The following is a 19,356-nucleotide window of genomic DNA, read 5'->3' on the forward strand; positions in this document are numbered from 1 at the left end:
AATACTTTTATTTATAAAATACCTTATTTAATTGTGATTAACACGTTTCAAGTTATGCTTTTCAATATTTTTACTAGCACTAATTTTTTATATCGTTGATAAGTCTGTACTGTGCTTATCAGCTTATTTTATAGGTCAAAAGTTCTTGGTTGTGCTTATTAAGTTCCTTATTGTGGCATAGCCACTCTTTTTATAGGTGTACATTATTTATTTCATCATCAAGAACTATCATCATTATGTTCGTTCCTCTTCCTGCTCTATTTTGCAATTTAATATCGTTTATTTTAACTACTGCTTTTTCTTTAGATTTAGAAGTTAATATTACCTCTAGATTATCTTCTACTAAAACTATGCTATTTCCTTCACCACTTACATAATTAGTATGATATTTCCCAAAAATCACTTCATCTTCATCCTTCAAGCTTATTCCCGTAACTCCTGATGCAATTTTCCCCATAGAATTAACATTTTCAACTGGAAATCTTATTGCCATACCTTTTTTAGTTATCATTACTAAATATCCAAGCTTCATCAAATTCATTTCTACTGATACTACTTCATCATCATCGAATTTAAATTTATGACATATCTGTTTATTATAATCACCTTCGAATTCTTTTAACTGAGTCTTTTTAACCATTCCCTTTTTAGTGAAGGTATATATTCCATTTTCTTCGTCAAAAACATCAATTGAAATTAAACTTACTATTTTTTCTCCTTTTTCAAGCTTTCCTATGAATACTTCAATTGGTATTTCTTCCTTAAGAACATTTTTCATTAAGAATACAGGTAATTTATATACATATCCTTTATTTGAGAAAATCAACAATTCTTTTAACGAATTAGTTTTTGTCTTTAAAGGATCATCTTTTATTCTTTCATAAGCCTTAAACTTACTCTTATCTGTAATTCCAAGGTTCAATTCAAAATATTCAATTTCCTCTATATCTTCAACTTCAATTATTTGATCTTCCTCAGAAAAGTTAAATAATTGAATAGGTAATATATTTCTAGAAGTATTTTCAAGCTGCGGCACATCAAGAGTAAATTCTAGTCCAAGCTTGCTCTTAACCCTTAAAAATTTATTCTCTTCTTCTACTTCTCTCATTGATACACTAATTAATTCATCATCTTCCTTTAGCTTTAATGCTTGAAGCTTTCCATATGCAGTTTGGAATTTATCAAGTGAGCTTAGCTTAATCCCACCGCGTTTAGTTATAAACCTAAATGCATTACTTGGATTGAAACTATCTATAGATACTGCTCCAACAATATTTTCATCGTCAAGATTTACGGTTTTTATTATTTCATCCAGCCTTTCACCTTTTTCTTTCCATTTCAGTTCTGGTATATTTATTCCCTTTGTTTGGTACATAAACCCTTTATCAGTAAAAATAAGTAGTGTATCTTTAGTATTCGAACTTATTAAATATTTTAAAGAATCCCCTTCTCTATATTCAATATCCTCTGGATTAGAATTGGATCTATTATAATTCTTTAAAGGTATTCTTTTAATGAAACCATCTTTTGATATTGTGATCATTACTTCTTCTACAACAATCAATTCTTCAATATCAATTTTACTTTCATTATCATCATGAATTATTTCAGTCCTTCTTTTGTTTCCATATTTATCACTAACTTCTTGAAGCTCACTTTTAACAACTTTTAAAAGTTCCTTTTCGTTTGATAAAATCTTTTCAAGTTTTTTAATTGTTTTTTCAAGCTGTGCATATTCTTTTTCAAATATTTCTATTTCAAGGCCTGTTAATCTATAAAGCATAAGTTCTAATATAGCTTGTGCTTGGGCTTCTGTAAATTCAAATTTATTTATCAAATTTTCTGATGCATCTTTTTTAGAATTTGAACTTCTAATAACTTTTATAACATCATCTAATATACTTATTGCTTTAATAAAACCTTCAACAATATGATGTCTTTTCTTTGCTACTTCAAGATCTTTTTGGGTTCTTTTGGTTATTATTTCTTTTTGGTGCTCAACATAATATTTAATTATAGCCTTCAAGCTCATAGTTTCTGGCTTTCCATTTGCTAATGCGACCATATTAAAGCTAATATTGCATTGTAAATCTGTTTTCTTAAATAAATATTTTAATATCTTATCTGCTGTATCTTCTTCTACATTCTTTTTTAATTCTATTACTGCTCTTATTCCATTTCTATCAGATTCATCTCTTATATCTGTTATTGCTTCAAGAGCTTTTGCATGTCTTTTATCACCTGTCATTTCGGATATTGTTTGAAGAATTCTAGATTTGTTTCTTCTATACGGAAATTCGGTTATTACTATTCCTAATCTTCCACTTTCTAATTTTTCAATATTAGTTTTAGCTCTATAAGCTACTTTTCCTTCTCCAGTTTCGTATGCTGATAGCATTGACTTCTCACCAATCAGAATTCCTCCTGTAGGCAGATCAGGTCCTTTTATATGCTCCATAAGTTCTGAAGTAGTTATTTCATTATTATCTATGTATGCCAATACTCCACTAGTCACTTCTTCTAAATTATGTGGAGGTATATTAGTTGCAAGACCAACAGCTATACCAAATGTACCATTTACCAATAAGTTTGGATATCTGCTTGGAAGTACTTTGGGCTCCATTTCACTATCAGAGTAATTAGGTACCATCTCTACAGTATCTTTATCAATATCTCTTAACATTTCCATGGAAATAGGTGACAACCTTGCTTCTGTATATCTCATTGCTGCTGCACTATCCCCATCTATTGATCCCCAGTTCCCATGTCCTTCTATTAGAGGCTCTCTTGTTGAAAAATCTTGAGCTAAAATTACCATGGATTCATATACAGATGTATCTCCATGTGGATGAAATTTACCTAAAATATCTCCAACAATTCTAGCTGATTTATAATATGGCCTATCAGGAAATGCTTTAAGGAGATAAGCCCCATATAGAATTCTTCTGTGTACAGGCTTCAAACCATCTCTAACATCAGGAAGAGCTCTATCTTTAGCTACTTCTATCGCATAAGGTAAAAAATTTTCAGGCATTGCTTCTTCCAAAAGAATACCCATTATATTATTATCTCTTGGTATGAGATTATCATTTTTCTTTGCCATAATTGCTCCCTTCGGTTCAGCTAACAATGTACAATTAACGGTAAATTATGAAAAACTACAGGCTTTCAAAAATATATAATCAATAAAAGCCTTTGACTTTTCATCCTTAACTGTTACTTGTTAACTGATTAAAATTCTCCGTATTTATATATATATTTCTTTCTTGGTTCTACAACATCTCCCATAAGTAATGAAACCATTTTTTCAGCTTTTGCAGCATCCTCGATATTTACTTGGAGAAGTGCTCTAGTTTCTGGGTTTAGTGTAGTATCCCATAATTGATCTGGGTTCATTTCTCCAAGTCCTTTATATCGTTGAATCAATGCACCTTTTCCAACTTCTTTTTTTGTCTTTTCTAATTCATCATCACTATAGGCATATTTTACTATGTTTTTTCCTTTTCCCTCTTTATATACTTTATACAAAGGTGGTTGTGCTAAATATAGATGTCCATTAGCAATCAACGGTCTCATATATCTATAAATATAAGTCATCCAAAGAGTTCTTATATGATATCCGTCAACATCAGCATCACTCATTATTATTATTTTATCGTATTTTAAATCTTCTTCTCTATAATTATCTAAAGTTCCAGTTCCAATTGCAGTATTAAAAATTTTCAATTCTTCAGAAGCTAATACATTTTCAAGTTTTTGTTTTTCCGTATTCATTATCTTACCTTTTGAAGGCATTATAGTTTGGAATCTTCTATCTCTAGCCTGTTTTGCAGAACCTCCTGCCGAATCTCCTTCCACTACAATAAATTCATTTACAGTTTTATCTTTTAATGTGCACACTGCAATCTTTCCCGCAAGTGGAGCTGTTCCCTTGCCAACCTTCTTTTTTTCTGCTTCATTTATCTTTTTAATCTTATCTCTTCTTTTAGCCGCTTCCAGCGCATTATTTATTATGCTTGTCGCAAGAGGCTTATTATCTTCAATCCATTCAGAAAACTTAGTATAAACCAAATCATTCATCATAGTATATGCTTCACTATTTCCAAGCTTAGTCTTTGTTTGACCTTCAAAGATAGGATTTGTAATTTTTATTCTTACAATAGCAGTCATACCTTCTCTTAAGTCGTCTCCTTCAAATTCCTTATCTTTTTCTTTTATTAAGCCAAGCTTTTTAGACCATTCTTTAAAAGCTCTTGTCATTCCAGTTTTAAAACCTGTCTCATGAGTTCCTGCTTCAGTTGTTGGAATATTATTCACATAACTTGCGATGTATTCAGTTGTTGAATCAGTAAATTGAATACATACTTCCCCATACATTTGAAGGCTTCCAACTGTTCTCTCACCATCAAAAATTATTGGGGTTTCATGAATTGTTGTTTTACTTTCATTTAAATAATTGATAAAGTCTAAAAGACCATTTTCAGAATAATACTCTTTAGTTATTTCTTGCCCTTTTCTCTTATCTATTAACTCTAAAGTTATACCTTTATTTTGAAAGGCTAATTCTTGTAACCTACTGTCTATTATGTCAAATTTAAAATCGGTTGTTGAAAAAACCTCATCGTCTGGTTTAAATGTAATCTTAGACCCAACCATGTCAGTCTTTCCTATTACCTTTAACGGTCCAATAGCTGTTCCAGGCATATTTCTTTTCAATTCTTTATCAAAACTATATTCAAATCTTTGTCTGTATATCTCTCCATTTTGATATACTTCAACTTCAAGCCATTTTGATAAAGCATTTACAACAGCTGCTCCAACACCATGAAGTCCTCCAGAAGTTTTGTAATTTTTATTATCAAATTTTCCTCCTGTATGCAATTCTGTAAATACCATTTCTACTCCAGATTTCTTTTTAATCGGATGAATCCCAGTTGGAATACCTCTTCCATTATCAATAACTGTAACACTTTTATCTTCATTTAAAATTATTGTTATTCTATTTCCAAATCCATTAGTTATTTCATCTATGGCATTATCAACTATTTCCCATATACAATGATGTAACCCCTTGCTTCCTGTAGACCCTATATACATTCCTGGTCTTATTCTTACAGGTTCTAATTTTTCTAGCGATGTTAAATCAGTTACATCATAAGTATTAGTATTTTTTAATTCCATAAAAAACCTCCATTGAACACCAGTTCTTATTTTTTCATAATTCTTTTACTCTATAAAATATACTTCCTTTCAAAGCTGTTGTCAAAACTAATTATTAATTCCTTATATAAATTACTATTTCCAAATACATAACTCCTTAAAACTAAAACTTTATTTTTTAATATCAAAAGAGTGTATTATCAAAATCAATAATACACTCTTAAAACCAAATTTAAAACTCTTAAATTATCTTATTATACATCGCATATTTCTATTTTTCTAACATGCTTTGTATGGCTCCATTCTTTGTTATTCTTATTTATAATACCTTGAATTGTAATTGGAACCCAAGTTAATGTATAAACTGAATATAACCAAAACCTAAAGAAAAATACTAATTCTTTCTTTCCTAGTAATAATCCAGTTAATAATAAGAAAGCTACATTGTATCCTATTCCTATAAAGAATGCAACGATCCAATTATCAATGTTAGCAGTTATTATAGGAATTGCAAAAACATTACTTGAATACAATACCATCATAATTAAAAATGGTTTTGTAATCTTTTTATCTAAAACCAATATAAATGGAGTAATTAAAAATTGAACAATTGCAAATAATTGATATCCAACTGGCCCAAGACCTAAATTATCAAATAAATAATTTATTATGAATATATTTAATCCACTACTATTTGCTTGTATTAATGTTAATAAAGCTGCAAGAGCTGTTAATAAAGTTACAAATGGTTGCAGCACATATAGAGAACAATCAAACATGAAAAATTTTCTTTTTAATATAGATTGTTTTAATAATTTAAAGAAATATCTTGAAGCAACATCTGCAAAACCTTGCATCCATCTTTTTCTTTGATTCCATGACTGTTTTAAAGTTAATGGTTTTTCATCATATATAATGGCATCATGTGCCCAGCCAACTTTTTCACCATTTAACACAAGCTTACATGTAAACTCTAAATCTTCAGTTAAGCATGTAGCACCCCAGCCTAATTTTTTTAATGTATTAGTTTCAATTACAAATCCAGTACCACCAATTTGACTTGAAAGGCCTAAATTAGACTTAGCTAATTGAAACATTCTATTTTGAGTCCAAAAACCTATAGAATAACTTGCTGCAATCCAAGAATCTCCAGGATTCTTGCTATCTATATACCCCTGTACAACTTTATATCCTTCTTGCATTTTAGAATTCATTTCTTTTAAAAAATCTTTATGTACAAGATTATCAGCATCAAATATTGCAACTCCATCATATTGTTTTTTCATATCAAATAACTTTGCAAACATCCATTCTAATGCATAACCTTTTCCTCTTTTGTCTTCTGCAAATCTTTCACATACATTAACACCATAGCTCTTAGCTATTTTAGCTGTGTCATCTGTGCAATTATCTGCAATGACAAATACGTCATACATGTCTTTTGGATAATCTAGCTTCAGCATACTTTCAATAAGACTTCCTATAACAACTTCCTCATTATGCGCTGCAATTAATAATGCAAACTTATTTTTAGGTTCATAGTTTTTCTTTTCTTTTCTTCTAAAAAGGCCAAAGAAAGCCAAAACCATGTAATAACATATTATTGCAAATACAAAAATTTGAAAGAAAGCTGTTATGGATAATATATAATTTCCCATTACATTCACTCCTAATATCTAATGGGAAACTATTCCCATCAATTATTTTAATATTTTCCTTCATAATATTCCTATCTAATAATATTTCAATAGAAATAAAAAATCAAGCATATATTCTTAAGATAAAATGAATATTTTAAGCTTCTATTTTATTTCGTGAAATTTTATAAATAATATATCCTATTGATATTCCGCCCAAAAGCCCCCCAATATGTCCAAAGTTATCGATATTTTTTATGTTTAATCCTATAAATAAATTTATTATTATTATTTGCAATAAACTAGATAGATATTTCTTTTCTATCCTATGCCGTTCTATAAGTGCAAATGCTAACAAGGCCCCCATCAAACCAAATATTCCACCTGATGCTCCTACTGATATACTGTATGGACTCATAAGGAAACTCATTAATGATGATGTTATGCAAGAAATAATATAAATAATGAAATACTTACCTTTACCATAAATTTGATTAATTTGAGGACCAATTATATATAAAGAATACATATTGCAGCCTATGTGAATAAAACCTGAATGTAAAAAGGCACAAGTTATTAATCTCCACACCTGACCTTGTTCTATAAGAGGATTATATTTAGCACCAAAGTCAACCAATATTTCATTTACTGTATTCCCACTCGTATAAATTTCATATTGGGTTAAAATAAATACTATTATATTTATCCCTATTATTCCCAACGTCAAAGCTTTATCCTTAAAAAAGTTATCATTTATATTAGTTTTTCTATAACTATCCATATTATTCTCAAATATATGTTTCAACGGTATACATCCATTATCACATTGGATAGTTTCATAATCCTCAGCATTTATTACAAGTTTGTTGGTAATTACAGATTCCTCTCCATAAGTATATTTTTTATTAGTCAAAATTATCATATTTAAAGAAAAAGACTTTCCTAAAGTTTTTATATATGAAAAAGCTTCTAGGTAATCTGAATCTTTTCTTTCTTCATTGGTTATTAAAACGCAATATATTCCTTCTCGCAATTCTTTAATTGCAAAAAATACTTCTTCATCATATAAATTACTATGATATTGTTTCATATAAAAATTTTCTCGATTAATTAAAATTTTATAAAAATCTTCTTTAAAATTTTTCATTTTATCTACCTATTAATTCTCTTATGCATTTTCAATCATATCTAACAATTCATTAAATCTTTTTATAGTAGCTTCAATTGGTTCGTTTGTTGTCATGTCAACGCCTGCATTTTTAAGAATGTTTATTGGATAATCACTGCCGCCTGATTTTAAGAAACCTTTATATTTTTCAACTGCATTTTCTTTTCCTTCTAAAATTGATTTTGAAAATGCAGATGCTGCTGCATATCCTGTTGCGTATTGATAAACATAAAAATCAGAATAGAAATGTGGAATTCTTGACCATTCTACATCTATTTCTTTATCTACTATCATTTCACTTCCAAAATATTTAACATTCAAATCATGCCAAACTTTATTGTAATCTTCTGCTGTTAATGGTACCCCTTGCTCTAATGTTTCATGTGTATATAGTTCAAACTCTGCAAACATTAATTGTCTAAATACTGTTGTTCTAATTTGTTCTAATTCTTGATTTATTAAATATAATTTTTTCTTTTCATCTTTTTCTTTTTCAATTAAATAATGAATAAGTAAAGATTCATTTGTTGTTGAAGCTACTTCTGCACAAAACAAAGTATAATTTGCATAATAATATGGCTGTTCTTTTCTTGAATAATATGAGTGAATTGAATGACCCATTTCATGTGCTAATGTAGATACATCATTTAATTCATTATTGTAATTTAAGAGTACATAAGGCATTGTGTCATATGCTCCCCATGAGTAAGCACCGCCTCTTTTCCCTTTGTTTTCATATATATCTATCCAGCCATCTTTTATTCCACTTTTAAAAATATCTAAATATTCTGTCCCAAGTGGCTTTAGTGCATCTAATACTATATTTACCCCTTCCTCAAATTCTATTTTTTCCTTAGGAAGTTCAATCACAGGAACATATAAATCGTACATATGAATTTCATCTAGCCCTAATAATTTTTTCTTTATTTTTACATATCTATGAAGCGAAGCTAAATTATCATTTATAACTTTTACTGCATTTTTATAAACCTCTACCGGAATATTATTAGGATTTAATGATGCTTCTAATGCACTATTATATTTTCTAACTCTACTATTAAAATTAAAAGTTTTAATTGATGCTGTTAAAGATGTTGCCAAAGTGTTTTTAAGCTTTTCATATTCTCCAAATAATTTTTGGAATGCATCTTTTCTAACTACTTTATTTTTACTCTTTATAAACGAAGAATAGTTTCCTTCTGTTAACTCAACTTCTTTTCCTTCTTCATCTTTTATTTTTCCAAATGTCATATCTGCATTAGTTAAGATATTATGAATAGCAGATGGTGCATCTAAACAATCAGAAGCAGCTGCCAACAATTCTTCCATTTCTTTTGATAAAATGTGAGGCTTTTCTTTTAATATATCTTTAATCAAAAATTCAAATTTCTTTAATCCTTCAATTCTATTCATTTCAGCTTCAATAAATTTATCTTCTAAACTTAAAATTTCAGGAACAAAGAAAGCTGTATAGCTTGCAAATTCGGCCATATATATATCGATTTTGCTCATAAGACTTTGATAGGTAGGATTTGAAGTATCTTCATCAGACTTCAAATGTGCATAAACGTATAAATTTTCAGCTTTTCTAGATATATCTTCATTTACTTGAAAATATTCTAAGATTACTTCTCCACTTGTTAATTTTCCTGAGTAATCTTTTAATTTTATAGCTTCATTTTTTAAACCTTCAAAATCTTTTTCCCACGCTTCTATACTTGGGTAGATCTTTTCTACTTTCCACTTAAATTCTTCCTTAATGTCTTCTCTTTTTTTCAATTCACTCATGTTAACACACCCTCTCTAATTCAGTTAACAATTTACAGTTAACAATTTTAGATGGAATCTCAAAGAAATTCCTTAAATTATATTTTCTTTTTTACTTGCCTTTGAATAGTTAAAATCAAAAACTTGTATTTGATTATACTAGCTTTGTTCTTAAACTCTTAACTAGTCTAAGTATTCTGCTTCTTTGCCTTTTATTGCTTCAAAAACTGTATTCATTTCTCTCTCTATTATTGCCACAACTTCTTGAATTTTTTCTTTCATTAAATCATATTCATCCTCATACTTAAATTTTATTATGTAAGTTGGATTATATTCCTCCAAATCTTCTTCTATTTCATAACCCCTTTCTGTAAATGCTTCATTATTGAACAAGTCATATATAGCTGAGTATTCCCATTCTTCTACATTTTTATTTGTATCAAAATACATATATACAATTTCATCTAATACATAAAGCTTTTTTACAAACAAAGCCCCTTCACTAACTTCAAAACTCCCTAATTCTCTTTTTATAAAACCAGTTTCTTTATCTTTTTCTATTAATACTAAACTTGAAAAATCCATAATGACACCATCCTATTTGTTTTTATTTAAATTTAAGCATTTAATTTTTAATCTACTTGAAAATTTATGCCTTATATAAAATTATATCAAAAAAGACATTTTATAACCATACAAATAATGGATAGATATAAAACGCCTTCCCTTATGCTTTATATATTAGAAATCAATCAAATAATAACACTTTTTACTTTACTTTGTCAGACAAATATAATTTAATTTCTTGTAAATATATGGTAATATTTTCTTGTAGTAAACTCAATATAAAAAACTAAAACTATATAATAAATACTGCCGCAACATAAAAATTTATAATGTCTTTTGAAGGAGTCTTAATTATGGTAAATAATATGCGCCTAAAGCCTGAAGCATTTGTATATAAAAAAAGAAGAAGGCTTGAAAGAAATATCTTATTAAAATCTAAAAGAAAAAAAATTCTCGGACTAATAATTTCATTAGGATTAATAACTATAACTTCATTTTTTTTAACTCACAACTTATACGTACGCAACAACTCTAAAGATCTGGGATTTTCCGTAGAATATAATTTAACTACTGGCTTTTCATCTGAAAATAAACTTCTTCGAGTTCAAGAAATGTCTTTAATTTATTTCGACGGTGATACTGCTATTATAGAAGCTTCAGGCCTTGCAAAAAGTCCACCTCATGAAAAAACTTCTATAAAAGCAAGTTTTAAAAAAGATGCTAATAAATGCTGGATATTTAAAACTTTTTTAAATTCTAATTAGAAAAATAAATTAGCAAAAGGCAATTGCTAAAAATAAAGTTCATGTCTCAAAATTTTATTTTTTGAAACATGAACTTTATCTTTTATTTAGTATTATTTAAATAAATATCCTGAGAATATAAGCATACCAAAACAAACAATATTGAAAGTTACAACTATTTGTATACAGTTAAACCACTTCTTCTTTTTATGTTCTTTATAATATTTTGATTTTCTTTGGTATATATCAGTTAAAACTAATGCTGTTCCTTGATATAATCCATATACTATATAATGAAGGGTTAACCCATGCCATAATCCCATAATAAACATAGTAATAATTTGAGCTACATTGGAAGCCATAAATCTACTTCTAAATCTCTTCTTTCTCATGGAATTTAAAACAAATCTAGAAAAAATATAATCACCAAACCATCTTGATAAGGATATATGCCATCTTGTCCAAAATTCCTTCATATCCTTACTTAAAAAAGGCTTATTAAAGTTTTCAGGGACCTTAATTCCAAAAATATAACTTGTCCCAACTGCAAATAAACTGTATCCTGCAAAGTCAAAGAATAAATACATTGTATATGCATACATGTAATTGATACTATTTAATACAGTTATATCTGTAGGTATTTTTAAAAGCCAATATGTATCAATAAAATACGCTAGTATAAATTTATATGCAACTCCCATAAATATTTTTTTTATTCCTAATAGCAAATAATCATTTATATATTCTTTTTGTTCTAATTTCCCATTAAGCTCCTCTTCAAATCTCTTCCATCTATCTATTGGTCCAGAACTTAAGGTTGGAAAAAATATAATAAAATATAGTAAAGCTATAAAATTAATTTTTTCAATTCTTCCATCATAAATTTCAATTATAATTTGAATTATCTTAAAGTTTAAATAAGATAAACCAATAAAACCAATATATGAAGCATAATGGGTTACTCCTGCTATCTTAGTTGAAATAACCGGTATCATAGATAAAAACAAAAACACCCAATATAAATATCTATTATCTGTCTTTTTTCTTATTTCTAAATACAAATACACTATAATAATTTCTAAAGCTAAAAATCCTATGAATAATTTTAGCCCTAATGAATTTCCCATTATTAATATAATCATTGCTAAAGATGATACTATTCCATAATACTTTCCATTAAACCCTTTTAATCTAAGTATTATTGCAGGAATAAATGTTAAAAATAAAATGTATAAATACAAATAGTCACCATATTGTGTCAATTTCATTTTATTGCCTCCAATAAATTTTCTCTTTCAATTTAGCAAACTAATACTTACATGTTTTCTTCAGAACTGATTATATATAAATGGTATTTCACTAAATGGTTCAAATACCAATATAAAAATTGCTGCCACAATAACAATGGTAGCTATTATAGAAAAAGCTATGTCTTTATTTTTCGTTATAATGTTTATAAAGTTCTTCTTCAACTTTAATCCATCCCTTCCATCCTAGATGCATTATGTCATACATAAAATATGGAGTATATTCTTCATCTTTTAAATTTAGTACTTTAAAGCCTTTTTCTTCTGCAATCTTCTGGGCTATATCATAAAAATTATCTCTAGTTTCTTTCGTCATTCCAGTATGATCATACCATCTTCCATTTGTAGGAATTAAAATTATATATGGCTTTACCCCTAAATCAATACATGTATCAAGATATAATTCATAGTCCTCAAATTCCTTAGATTTCATTAAATCAATATTTTTTTTAGAATCTTTATGGGCTTTAAGATTATCTTTTAAATATTTATTGTAAAAATTATCATCAACATAAAAATCATTGTTAGTTTCTTTTGTCTTTGCTTCTTCTTCTGCTTTTTTTTCTTCTTCACCCCAATTTATTTCCTTTAATTCCTCTTCTGGCTTTTTATCATTTAACAATTCCAATCTTCTATATAATAGGCCTTTATCTTTTAACTCCACCATCTTTTCTCTACATATAAAATACGGTGTAAATAACGCTTTGGCAATTTTATATACGAATCCATCATTTATATATAATTTAGAATAAATTTCTTCTGCTGCAAATTGTGTATTTCCCTCTAGCAAATCATTTACTCGTGTAGCATATTTTTTTTTATTTTTATCACTTATCTTTGGATTAGATAAATATTTATAAAACTGTATTGGTGCAAAATTAGCTTGAAAGTTTTTAGGCTCTATCCCACCTTCATCACAAAACCATTGAAGCGAAAGGAACAATGCTACTTTTGAATCTTTATTCCAATTACTTTCACTGCCTAAAAGTTCTGTGTGATTTATGGTTTGGAAGTATGCCCTTCCATTAGTGACAACCTTTTCCATTCCTTTAGCAGGAAATATTTTTGTTGGAAGCTGAGAAACTGGAACCACGAATTCAGAAGAACCTTGTAATGATAAATAATTATTTTTCATAAGATAATTGTTATATACAACTCCTCTATCTTTATACATACTTCCATATGCTATATTTATTTCTTGTAAATCTTTCTTTTCCAGCATTTCTTGCACATTTTTATCTAAAAAGCTATTTAAAAAAATTACTGTTATTATACCAACAATAATAGGAACTAATATACAAACAATTTTTCTTTTCATTTTATCCTCCATTAGTTTTAAGAGATAAATTCTACATAATTCTATTCAATTCTATAATAACTTAATCTGTAATTCAATATGGAGAAAGCTTTAAATTTCTTATTTTTTATATTTTAGAATTCTTTACGAAAGTTATTTTATAGTTTGACACTTGTTTATATTCTCTTATATATCTGATATTAATTTTCTTAATATAAAATTATACATACATTTCATTGCAAATCATTTGCAATAAAGTGTATAATATAATCATGTTTTAAGGAGTTGATTATTTGATTACTATAAAAAATTTATCCTTTTCATATACAAAAGGATCTGAATTATTGAAAAATATAAATTTAAATATTCCAAAAGGAGTATACTTATCTATTCTTGGTGAGAATGGAAGCTGCAAAAGTACATTAATAAAACTTATATTAGGCATATTAAAACCTGATTCTGGATCTATTACTTTAGCTACAAATAAAATCTCTTACGTTTCTCAAAGACTAGATAATTTTAATTCAGAATTTCCAATCACAGTTACTGAAGTATTATCTTGCCACGCTAAAACTATTGGTATAAAAAATTCAAAAAATATTCACGAAGCCTTACATAAAGTAAATATGTGTGAATTTGCTGATAATTTAATTGGCAATTTATCCGGTGGACAACAACAGAGAATTTTTATAGCAAGAGCATTAATAGGAAATCCTGATTTGATAATTTTAGATGAGCCTTCAACCGGAATCGACGAAAAGAGTCAAAATGAAATTTATCCTATACTGCAAAATTTAAATGCAGACTTTGGAAAAACTATTATTTCCGTTGAACACAACACTAAGGTTGCATTAAAATATTCAACACATATTTTAAAAATAGAAAATGGCGACTTAACTTTATATACAAAAGAAGATTTTATGAAGCATTTAGATGATGAAGAATCATTATCTAAAATAATATAGGTATTACAAGGAAGGTATAATATATGTTTGACTTAGGTTTTATGCAAAATGCATTTATTGCAGGTTTTATTGTTTCTATACTTTGTCCTTTTATAGGGCTTTTTATTGTGCTTAGACGTTATTCCATGATTGGAGACACATTATCTCATTCTTCCTTTGCTGGTGTTGCAATTGGACTTCTTATAGGTGTAAACCCTCTATTAACCGCATTTTTATTTACAAGTGTGTGCGCATTAGTTATAGAAGCACTTAGAACTTACTACAAAAAATATGCCGAACTGGTAATGTCAATTGTTTTAACCTTAAGTTTAGGTATAGCAATTATTTTAATAAGCAGTGGAAAAGCGTCAGCTAAGGTTGATTCATTTTTGTTTGGAAGTATTCTTACTGTAACTCAATCAGATATTTGGATGATTGCAATAGTAGGTGGAATCTGTTTATTAATTCTCTTATTTCTTTATAACAAGTTAATTTATGTGACTTTTGATGAAAATAGTGCTAAAACAGCAGGTATTAATGTAAAATTAGTAAATTATATTTTCACTTTACTTGTTGGTGCTACAATTTCTCTTTCAATAAGAGTAATGGGAATCCTTGTAGTTTCTTCTATAATTGTTGTCCCTGTAGCAACAGCTATGCAATTAAAAAAAGGCTTTAATAAAACTTTAATTTTTGCAATCATATTTGGATTCTTAGATGTTATGATTGGTCTTGTATTATCTTATTATATAAATAGTGCTCCAGGCGGAACTATTGCATTAACTTCAGTTATATTTTTATTATTAACTTTAGTCGTTACAAGATTCTTAAATTACGAAAACTAGCACTTATAAAAAGCAAAACCATTCTTAAAGTATAAACATCTATATTTTAAGAATGGTTTTTTACTCTAAATAACTCTGAACTCTGAACCCCGAGATCTTAACTGATCAAAGTATTCTTCTAATAATTCTATAAATTTAATCATATTCTCTGGATAAATTTGTCCAATATTTGCTATTCTAAAAGTGTCTTCAGAAGCTATTTTTCCAGGATAAATTGTAAATCCTCTATTATATAAATAATCATGTAACTCTTCAAATGAATATCCTTCTGCTTTGGGTTCAATGATTGAAGTTAATAGCTTAGAAGATGATTCTTCACAAACTAATTTCTTTAAATTAAGTTTATCTAATCCTTCCCAAAGAATTTTACAGCATTCTTTATATCTTTCATTTCTCTTTTCAATAGTTTCTTCTTTTGCTTCAATTATAGCTTGTTTTAGCCCGTATAATACTTGTACAGGTGGAGTGAATCTCATTTGGTAATTATCTTTAAAATATAAATATTGCTTATATAGGTTTAAATAAAGGTTCCTTGGTTTAATATTTTTAGTTTTCTCTAATGCTTCTTTATTTGCTATTACAAAACTTATTCCTGCCATTCCTTGTATGCATTTATTTGAACTAGAAGCTAAATATTCTATATTCATTTTGTACATATCAATTGGAATTCCTGCAAAAGAACTCATAGCATCAACAATCATTTCTATTTTATATTTTCTACAAAGTTCCCCTATTGCTTGAACATCATTTAGTATTCCTGTAGTTGTTTCATGATGAATTAAAGCTAAATGACTTATCCTTTTACCACCATTGTTTCCGTTTAAATTATAAGTTTTTATAAGTACCTCTAACTCATTTAAATTTATTTCTTCTATCCCTGAACTTTTATATTCTATGTAGTTCAAGCTATATATTTCAGCCATTTCACATATTCTTTTTCCATATGCTCCATTGTTAATTACAAGTAATATGTCTTCACCAACAACTGAACTTATCACTGCTTCAACAGCAGCCGTTCCTGATCCACCAAACAATACAGTTTTATAATTATCATTTGAACCAACAAAATTAGTAAGTTCTTTTGATATAAATTCCATAACATCTCCAAATTCCTTTTCTCTTGGACAGATATCAGGCACCACTTGTGCCATTTTCACTGTATCTGAAGTTGTTGCCGGTCCTGGATTTAGCAATATGTTTCTCTTAATTTCCATTTTCAACCCTCCATTATCAAAGTGACCTGTTTACTTATTTAAAAATTTCATAAAGGCTTCTTTATTTTCTATTGGTGTTGTTTTAGGTCTTCCTAAATCTTTTCTTCCGCCCTTTTTAACTTTAATTTCTAATAATATTGGTCCTTCTACTCCTGTTAATTCTTTTGATAGTTTTACCAACTCCTCTTTGGAAGTGCACGAATAACATTTTTTATATCCACATGCTTTAGCTATAGCTAGTGCATCAATTTTTAACCCTACTGTTTCCTGGCCCCCCACAGAATCATGTGCCCCATTATTTATTAATATATGTCTAAAATTGTTAGGTTTTTGATTTCCTATTATAGCTAATCCCCCAAGATGCATTAACAAAGCACCATCTCCATCTATACAATATACTTCTCTGTCCTTACTACTTAAGGCTATTCCCAAAGCAATTTGCGAAGCATGTCCCATAGATCCAACAGTTAAAAAATCTCTATTATGACCTTCTTCGTATTTATCTCTCAGTTCAAATAACTCTCTTGATGCCATTCCTGTAGTAGATACAATTACTTCTTCTCCACTCATATTATTAATTATTGTTTCTATTGCCTCTTCTCTTGTCATTTCAAAATTATTAACAATATTATTTTTTAATTTGTATTCTTCAAAAGTATCTTTTTTTACCACCAATGCATATGGTTCATTATTTACCTTCATATGCTTATAGGCTTTATTTATCATTGCTTTCATTTCATCATTAGTTGTATTTTGATCCAAAACTTGATACTTGATTTCCAAAAGATCTAAGGTTTCAATAGTAATTAATCCTTGTTTCTTATGTTGAGGTTCATCCTTTTTATCTGGTTCCCCCCTCCATCCAACTACTAAAAGCATAGGTATACTATAAACTAATTTATCTGCTAAAGATGCAAGAGGATTAATTGCATTTCCAATACCAGAGTTCTGCATATATACAAGTCCTATTTTCCCTGTTCCCAAATGATATCCAGCTGCTAAACCTATAGCATTCCCTTCATTGGCTGAAACTATATTCTTATCACAATTAACATTATCTTTAATAAAAGCACAAAATGATTTCAATAAGGAATCCGGCACTCCAGTAAAAAATTCTATATCGTTCTTCTGCAATTCATCATAAAAAGCTTTAACTTTAATCATCTATTTCAACTCCTACAAACTAAATTTCTCAACCCCATTAACCATTTCTCTATTTCTTTCAATATCTTTTTTCCACTTAATCATTACTTATTTAACGAAAATCCCCACAAATGAAAACCAAGCATCCATATTATAGAATTATCTCTGTGAGTTTTCTCCTAAACTATTAACCAATTTACATCCCATCAACTGCTAACTGTAAATTGTTAACTCTTAACTGACTTACATTCCTCCTGGTATTAAAGTAAGTATCTCCTTAATTGGCATACAATTCATAGATGCTTCCTTAGATCTTCCATACTCTAATATACTCTTTGCTGTATTTACCATAGCAGGATAAGCACTTCTTATTAAATGATTTGCATGTATAATTACACTTACACCAAGTTCCACCAGTTGTTCTTCTGTCATAAAGTTATACGAAGTTGGAACAACTACTAATGGAACTTTATTTTCAAATTCATTATATCTCCTGCAGAATTCAGTAATTTCTTTTCCATCCTTTTCTTTACTGTGAATCATTATTCCATCCGAACCTGCTTGAATATATGCTTTAGCCCTATTTATAGCATCTTCCATTCCAGCTCCCGCAATTAAACTTTCAATTCTCGAAATTATCATAAAATCACTTGTTACTCTTGCTTCTCTTCCAGCTCTTATCTTGTCACAGAAATGGTCAACATTATCTTGAGTCTGTTCTACTTCTGTTCCAAATAATGAATTTTTCTTAAGACCAGTTTTATCTTCAATAATAATTGCAGAAACCCCAAGTCTTTCTAAGGTTTTAACTGTATAAACAAAATGTTCAATTTGTCCACCGGTGTCTCCATCGACAATTATTGGTTTTGTTGTTACTTCCAAAATATCATTAATTGTATTTAGTCTTGAAGTTAAGTCAACTAATTCTATATCTGGCTTTCCCTTTGCAGTTGAATCGCATAAAGAACTAATCCACATGCCATCAAATTCTTTTATCTTTCCTTCTCTTTCCACTTTAGTTTTTTCAACGATAAGTCCAGTTAACCCATTATGAGCTTCAAGGATCCTAACTGGTTTTTTTGAATAAATTAATTCTTTAAGACTTTTCATCCTCATTTGAGGAGTAGTACCTATTTGCGCTAATTCTTCATCTAATTTTGAAATAGAAACTCCTTGGGTATAAGGTACCTCAATAAGCTTTCCATCCCATTCCTTTATTACTTCTATAACTTTTTCTCTAAGTTCCTTTTGAGAACCTTCTTTCCAATCATCCCCATGAAGTACATAGTCAGGCTTTAATTTTAGTAAATTTTCTACTTGATCTAAGCTCTCCTGAGGAATTACAGATATTACTCCTTTAATATTGCTTACTACCTCTTTTCTTTCTTCATACTTCATGATAGGATTTCTCCAGTAACCTCTTATAACTTCATCTGTATGTAATCCTACAATTATATCTCCAAACTTTCTTGCTTCATTTAATACATTTAGGTGACCTTGGTGTATTATATCTGCACTCATAGCAACATAAACTTTCTTCATCATTAACATCTCCTAATATAAA

14 protein-coding genes are annotated in these 19,356 nt (G+C 28.4%); 3 read left to right on the forward strand and 11 right to left on the reverse strand.

The features are described 5' to 3' along the window. Positions 1–190 precede the first annotated feature (190 nt). From GXK56_RS10175 to GXK56_RS10200, 6 genes are all read right to left on the reverse strand, one after another. Positions 191–3,103: a DNA topoisomerase IV subunit A gene (locus GXK56_RS10175; protein ID WP_160687354.1), complete on the reverse strand. Its 2,913-nt coding sequence runs from the start codon at positions 3,101–3,103 to the stop codon at positions 191–193. A 128-nt stretch (positions 3,104–3,231) separates the two neighbouring features. Further along, complete coding sequence (locus tag GXK56_RS10180) at positions 3,232–5,181, reverse strand: DNA topoisomerase IV subunit B (RefSeq protein WP_160687355.1); 1,950 nt, start codon at positions 5,179–5,181, stop codon at positions 3,232–3,234. A gap of 233 nt (positions 5,182–5,414) precedes the next feature. Then, positions 5,415–6,818: a glycosyltransferase family 2 protein gene (locus tag GXK56_RS10185; protein WP_160687356.1), complete on the reverse strand. Its 1,404-nt coding sequence runs from the start codon at positions 6,816–6,818 to the stop codon at positions 5,415–5,417. Between the two features lie 136 nt (positions 6,819–6,954). Beyond that, entirely contained in the window at positions 6,955–7,944 is a 990-nt protein-coding gene (locus tag GXK56_RS10190; protein ID WP_160687357.1) for a rhomboid family intramembrane serine protease, read from the reverse strand. A 21-nt stretch (positions 7,945–7,965) separates the two neighbouring features. Beyond that, positions 7,966–9,753, reverse strand: a complete 1,788-nt coding sequence (gene pepF, locus GXK56_RS10195) for an oligoendopeptidase F (RefSeq protein ID WP_160687358.1) — start codon at positions 9,751–9,753, stop codon at positions 7,966–7,968. Positions 9,754–9,915: 162 nt separating this feature from the next. Further along, positions 9,916–10,317 (reverse strand): DUF6762 family protein, encoded by a 402-nt coding sequence (locus GXK56_RS10200; protein WP_160687359.1) that lies wholly within the window; start codon positions 10,315–10,317, stop codon positions 9,916–9,918. Positions 10,318–10,652: 335 nt separating this feature from the next. Between GXK56_RS10200 and GXK56_RS10205 the strand changes: the two genes are divergently transcribed. Then, positions 10,653–11,063 carry a hypothetical protein gene (locus GXK56_RS10205; protein ID WP_160687360.1) on the forward strand — a complete coding sequence of 137 codons (411 nt, stop codon included), beginning with the start codon at positions 10,653–10,655 and terminating at the stop codon, positions 11,061–11,063. A gap of 92 nt (positions 11,064–11,155) precedes the next feature. Here GXK56_RS10205 and dltB read toward each other — a convergent pair whose 3' ends face one another. Then, complete coding sequence (gene dltB / locus GXK56_RS10210) at positions 11,156–12,310, reverse strand: D-alanyl-lipoteichoic acid biosynthesis protein DltB (protein ID WP_160687361.1); 1,155 nt, start codon at positions 12,308–12,310, stop codon at positions 11,156–11,158. A 166-nt stretch (positions 12,311–12,476) separates the two neighbouring features. Beyond that, entirely contained in the window at positions 12,477–13,667 is a 1,191-nt protein-coding gene (gene dltD / locus GXK56_RS10215) for a D-alanyl-lipoteichoic acid biosynthesis protein DltD (RefSeq protein ID WP_160687362.1), read from the reverse strand. Between the two features lie 272 nt (positions 13,668–13,939). Between dltD and GXK56_RS10220 the strand changes: the two genes are divergently transcribed. Together GXK56_RS10220 and GXK56_RS10225 are read left to right on the forward strand one after the other, a co-directional pair. Next, positions 13,940–14,611 (forward strand): metal ABC transporter ATP-binding protein, encoded by a 672-nt coding sequence (locus GXK56_RS10220; protein WP_160687363.1) that lies wholly within the window; start codon positions 13,940–13,942, stop codon positions 14,609–14,611. 23 nt (positions 14,612–14,634) lie between these two features. After that, entirely contained in the window at positions 14,635–15,435 is an 801-nt protein-coding gene (locus GXK56_RS10225) for a metal ABC transporter permease (protein ID WP_160687364.1), read from the forward strand. A gap of 65 nt (positions 15,436–15,500) precedes the next feature. On the opposite strand, the gene GXK56_RS10230 is transcribed toward GXK56_RS10225, so the two are convergent. The 3 genes from GXK56_RS10230 to aepX form a co-directional block, all read right to left on the reverse strand. Further along, positions 15,501–16,649: a 2-aminoethylphosphonate aminotransferase gene (locus GXK56_RS10230; RefSeq protein ID WP_160687365.1), complete on the reverse strand. Its 1,149-nt coding sequence runs from the start codon at positions 16,647–16,649 to the stop codon at positions 15,501–15,503. A 30-nt stretch (positions 16,650–16,679) separates the two neighbouring features. After that, positions 16,680–17,813, reverse strand: coding sequence for a phosphonopyruvate decarboxylase (aepY, locus tag GXK56_RS10235; protein ID WP_160687366.1), 1,134 nt, complete (start codon positions 17,811–17,813; stop codon positions 16,680–16,682). Positions 17,814–18,035: 222 nt separating this feature from the next. Further along, positions 18,036–19,334: a phosphoenolpyruvate mutase gene (aepX, locus tag GXK56_RS10240; protein ID WP_160687445.1), complete on the reverse strand. Its 1,299-nt coding sequence runs from the start codon at positions 19,332–19,334 to the stop codon at positions 18,036–18,038. Positions 19,335–19,356: the final 22 nt, after the last annotated feature.

It is taken from the genome of Clostridium sp. C2-6-12, assembly GCF_009928485.1.
Taxonomy (GTDB): domain Bacteria; phylum Bacillota; class Clostridia; order Clostridiales; family Clostridiaceae; genus Clostridium.

Coding starts and splice junctions, on each gene's coding strand:
- GXK56_RS10175 (WP_160687354.1), bottom strand. CDS start 3,103: ATGGCAAAGAAAAATGATAATCTCATACCAAGAGATAATAATATAATG.
- GXK56_RS10180 (WP_160687355.1), bottom strand. CDS start 5,181: ATGGAATTAAAAAATACTAATACTTATGATGTAACTGATTTAACATCG.
- GXK56_RS10185 (WP_160687356.1), bottom strand. CDS start 6,818: ATGGGAAATTATATATTATCCATAACAGCTTTCTTTCAAATTTTTGTA.
- GXK56_RS10190 (WP_160687357.1), bottom strand. CDS start 7,944: ATGAAAAATTTTAAAGAAGATTTTTATAAAATTTTAATTAATCGAGAA.
- pepF (WP_160687358.1), bottom strand. CDS start 9,753: ATGAGTGAATTGAAAAAAAGAGAAGACATTAAGGAAGAATTTAAGTGG.
- GXK56_RS10200 (WP_160687359.1), bottom strand. CDS start 10,317: ATGGATTTTTCAAGTTTAGTATTAATAGAAAAAGATAAAGAAACTGGT.
- GXK56_RS10205 (WP_160687360.1), top strand. CDS start 10,653: ATGGTAAATAATATGCGCCTAAAGCCTGAAGCATTTGTATATAAAAAA.
- dltB (WP_160687361.1), bottom strand. CDS start 12,310: ATGAAATTGACACAATATGGTGACTATTTGTATTTATACATTTTATTT.
- dltD (WP_160687362.1), bottom strand. CDS start 13,667: ATGAAAAGAAAAATTGTTTGTATATTAGTTCCTATTATTGTTGGTATA.
- GXK56_RS10225 (WP_160687364.1), top strand. CDS start 14,635: ATGTTTGACTTAGGTTTTATGCAAAATGCATTTATTGCAGGTTTTATT.
- GXK56_RS10230 (WP_160687365.1), bottom strand. CDS start 16,649: ATGGAAATTAAGAGAAACATATTGCTAAATCCAGGACCGGCAACAACT.
- aepY (WP_160687366.1), bottom strand. CDS start 17,813: ATGATTAAAGTTAAAGCTTTTTATGATGAATTGCAGAAGAACGATATA.
- aepX (WP_160687445.1), bottom strand. CDS start 19,334: ATGAAGAAAGTTTATGTTGCTATGAGTGCAGATATAATACACCAAGGT.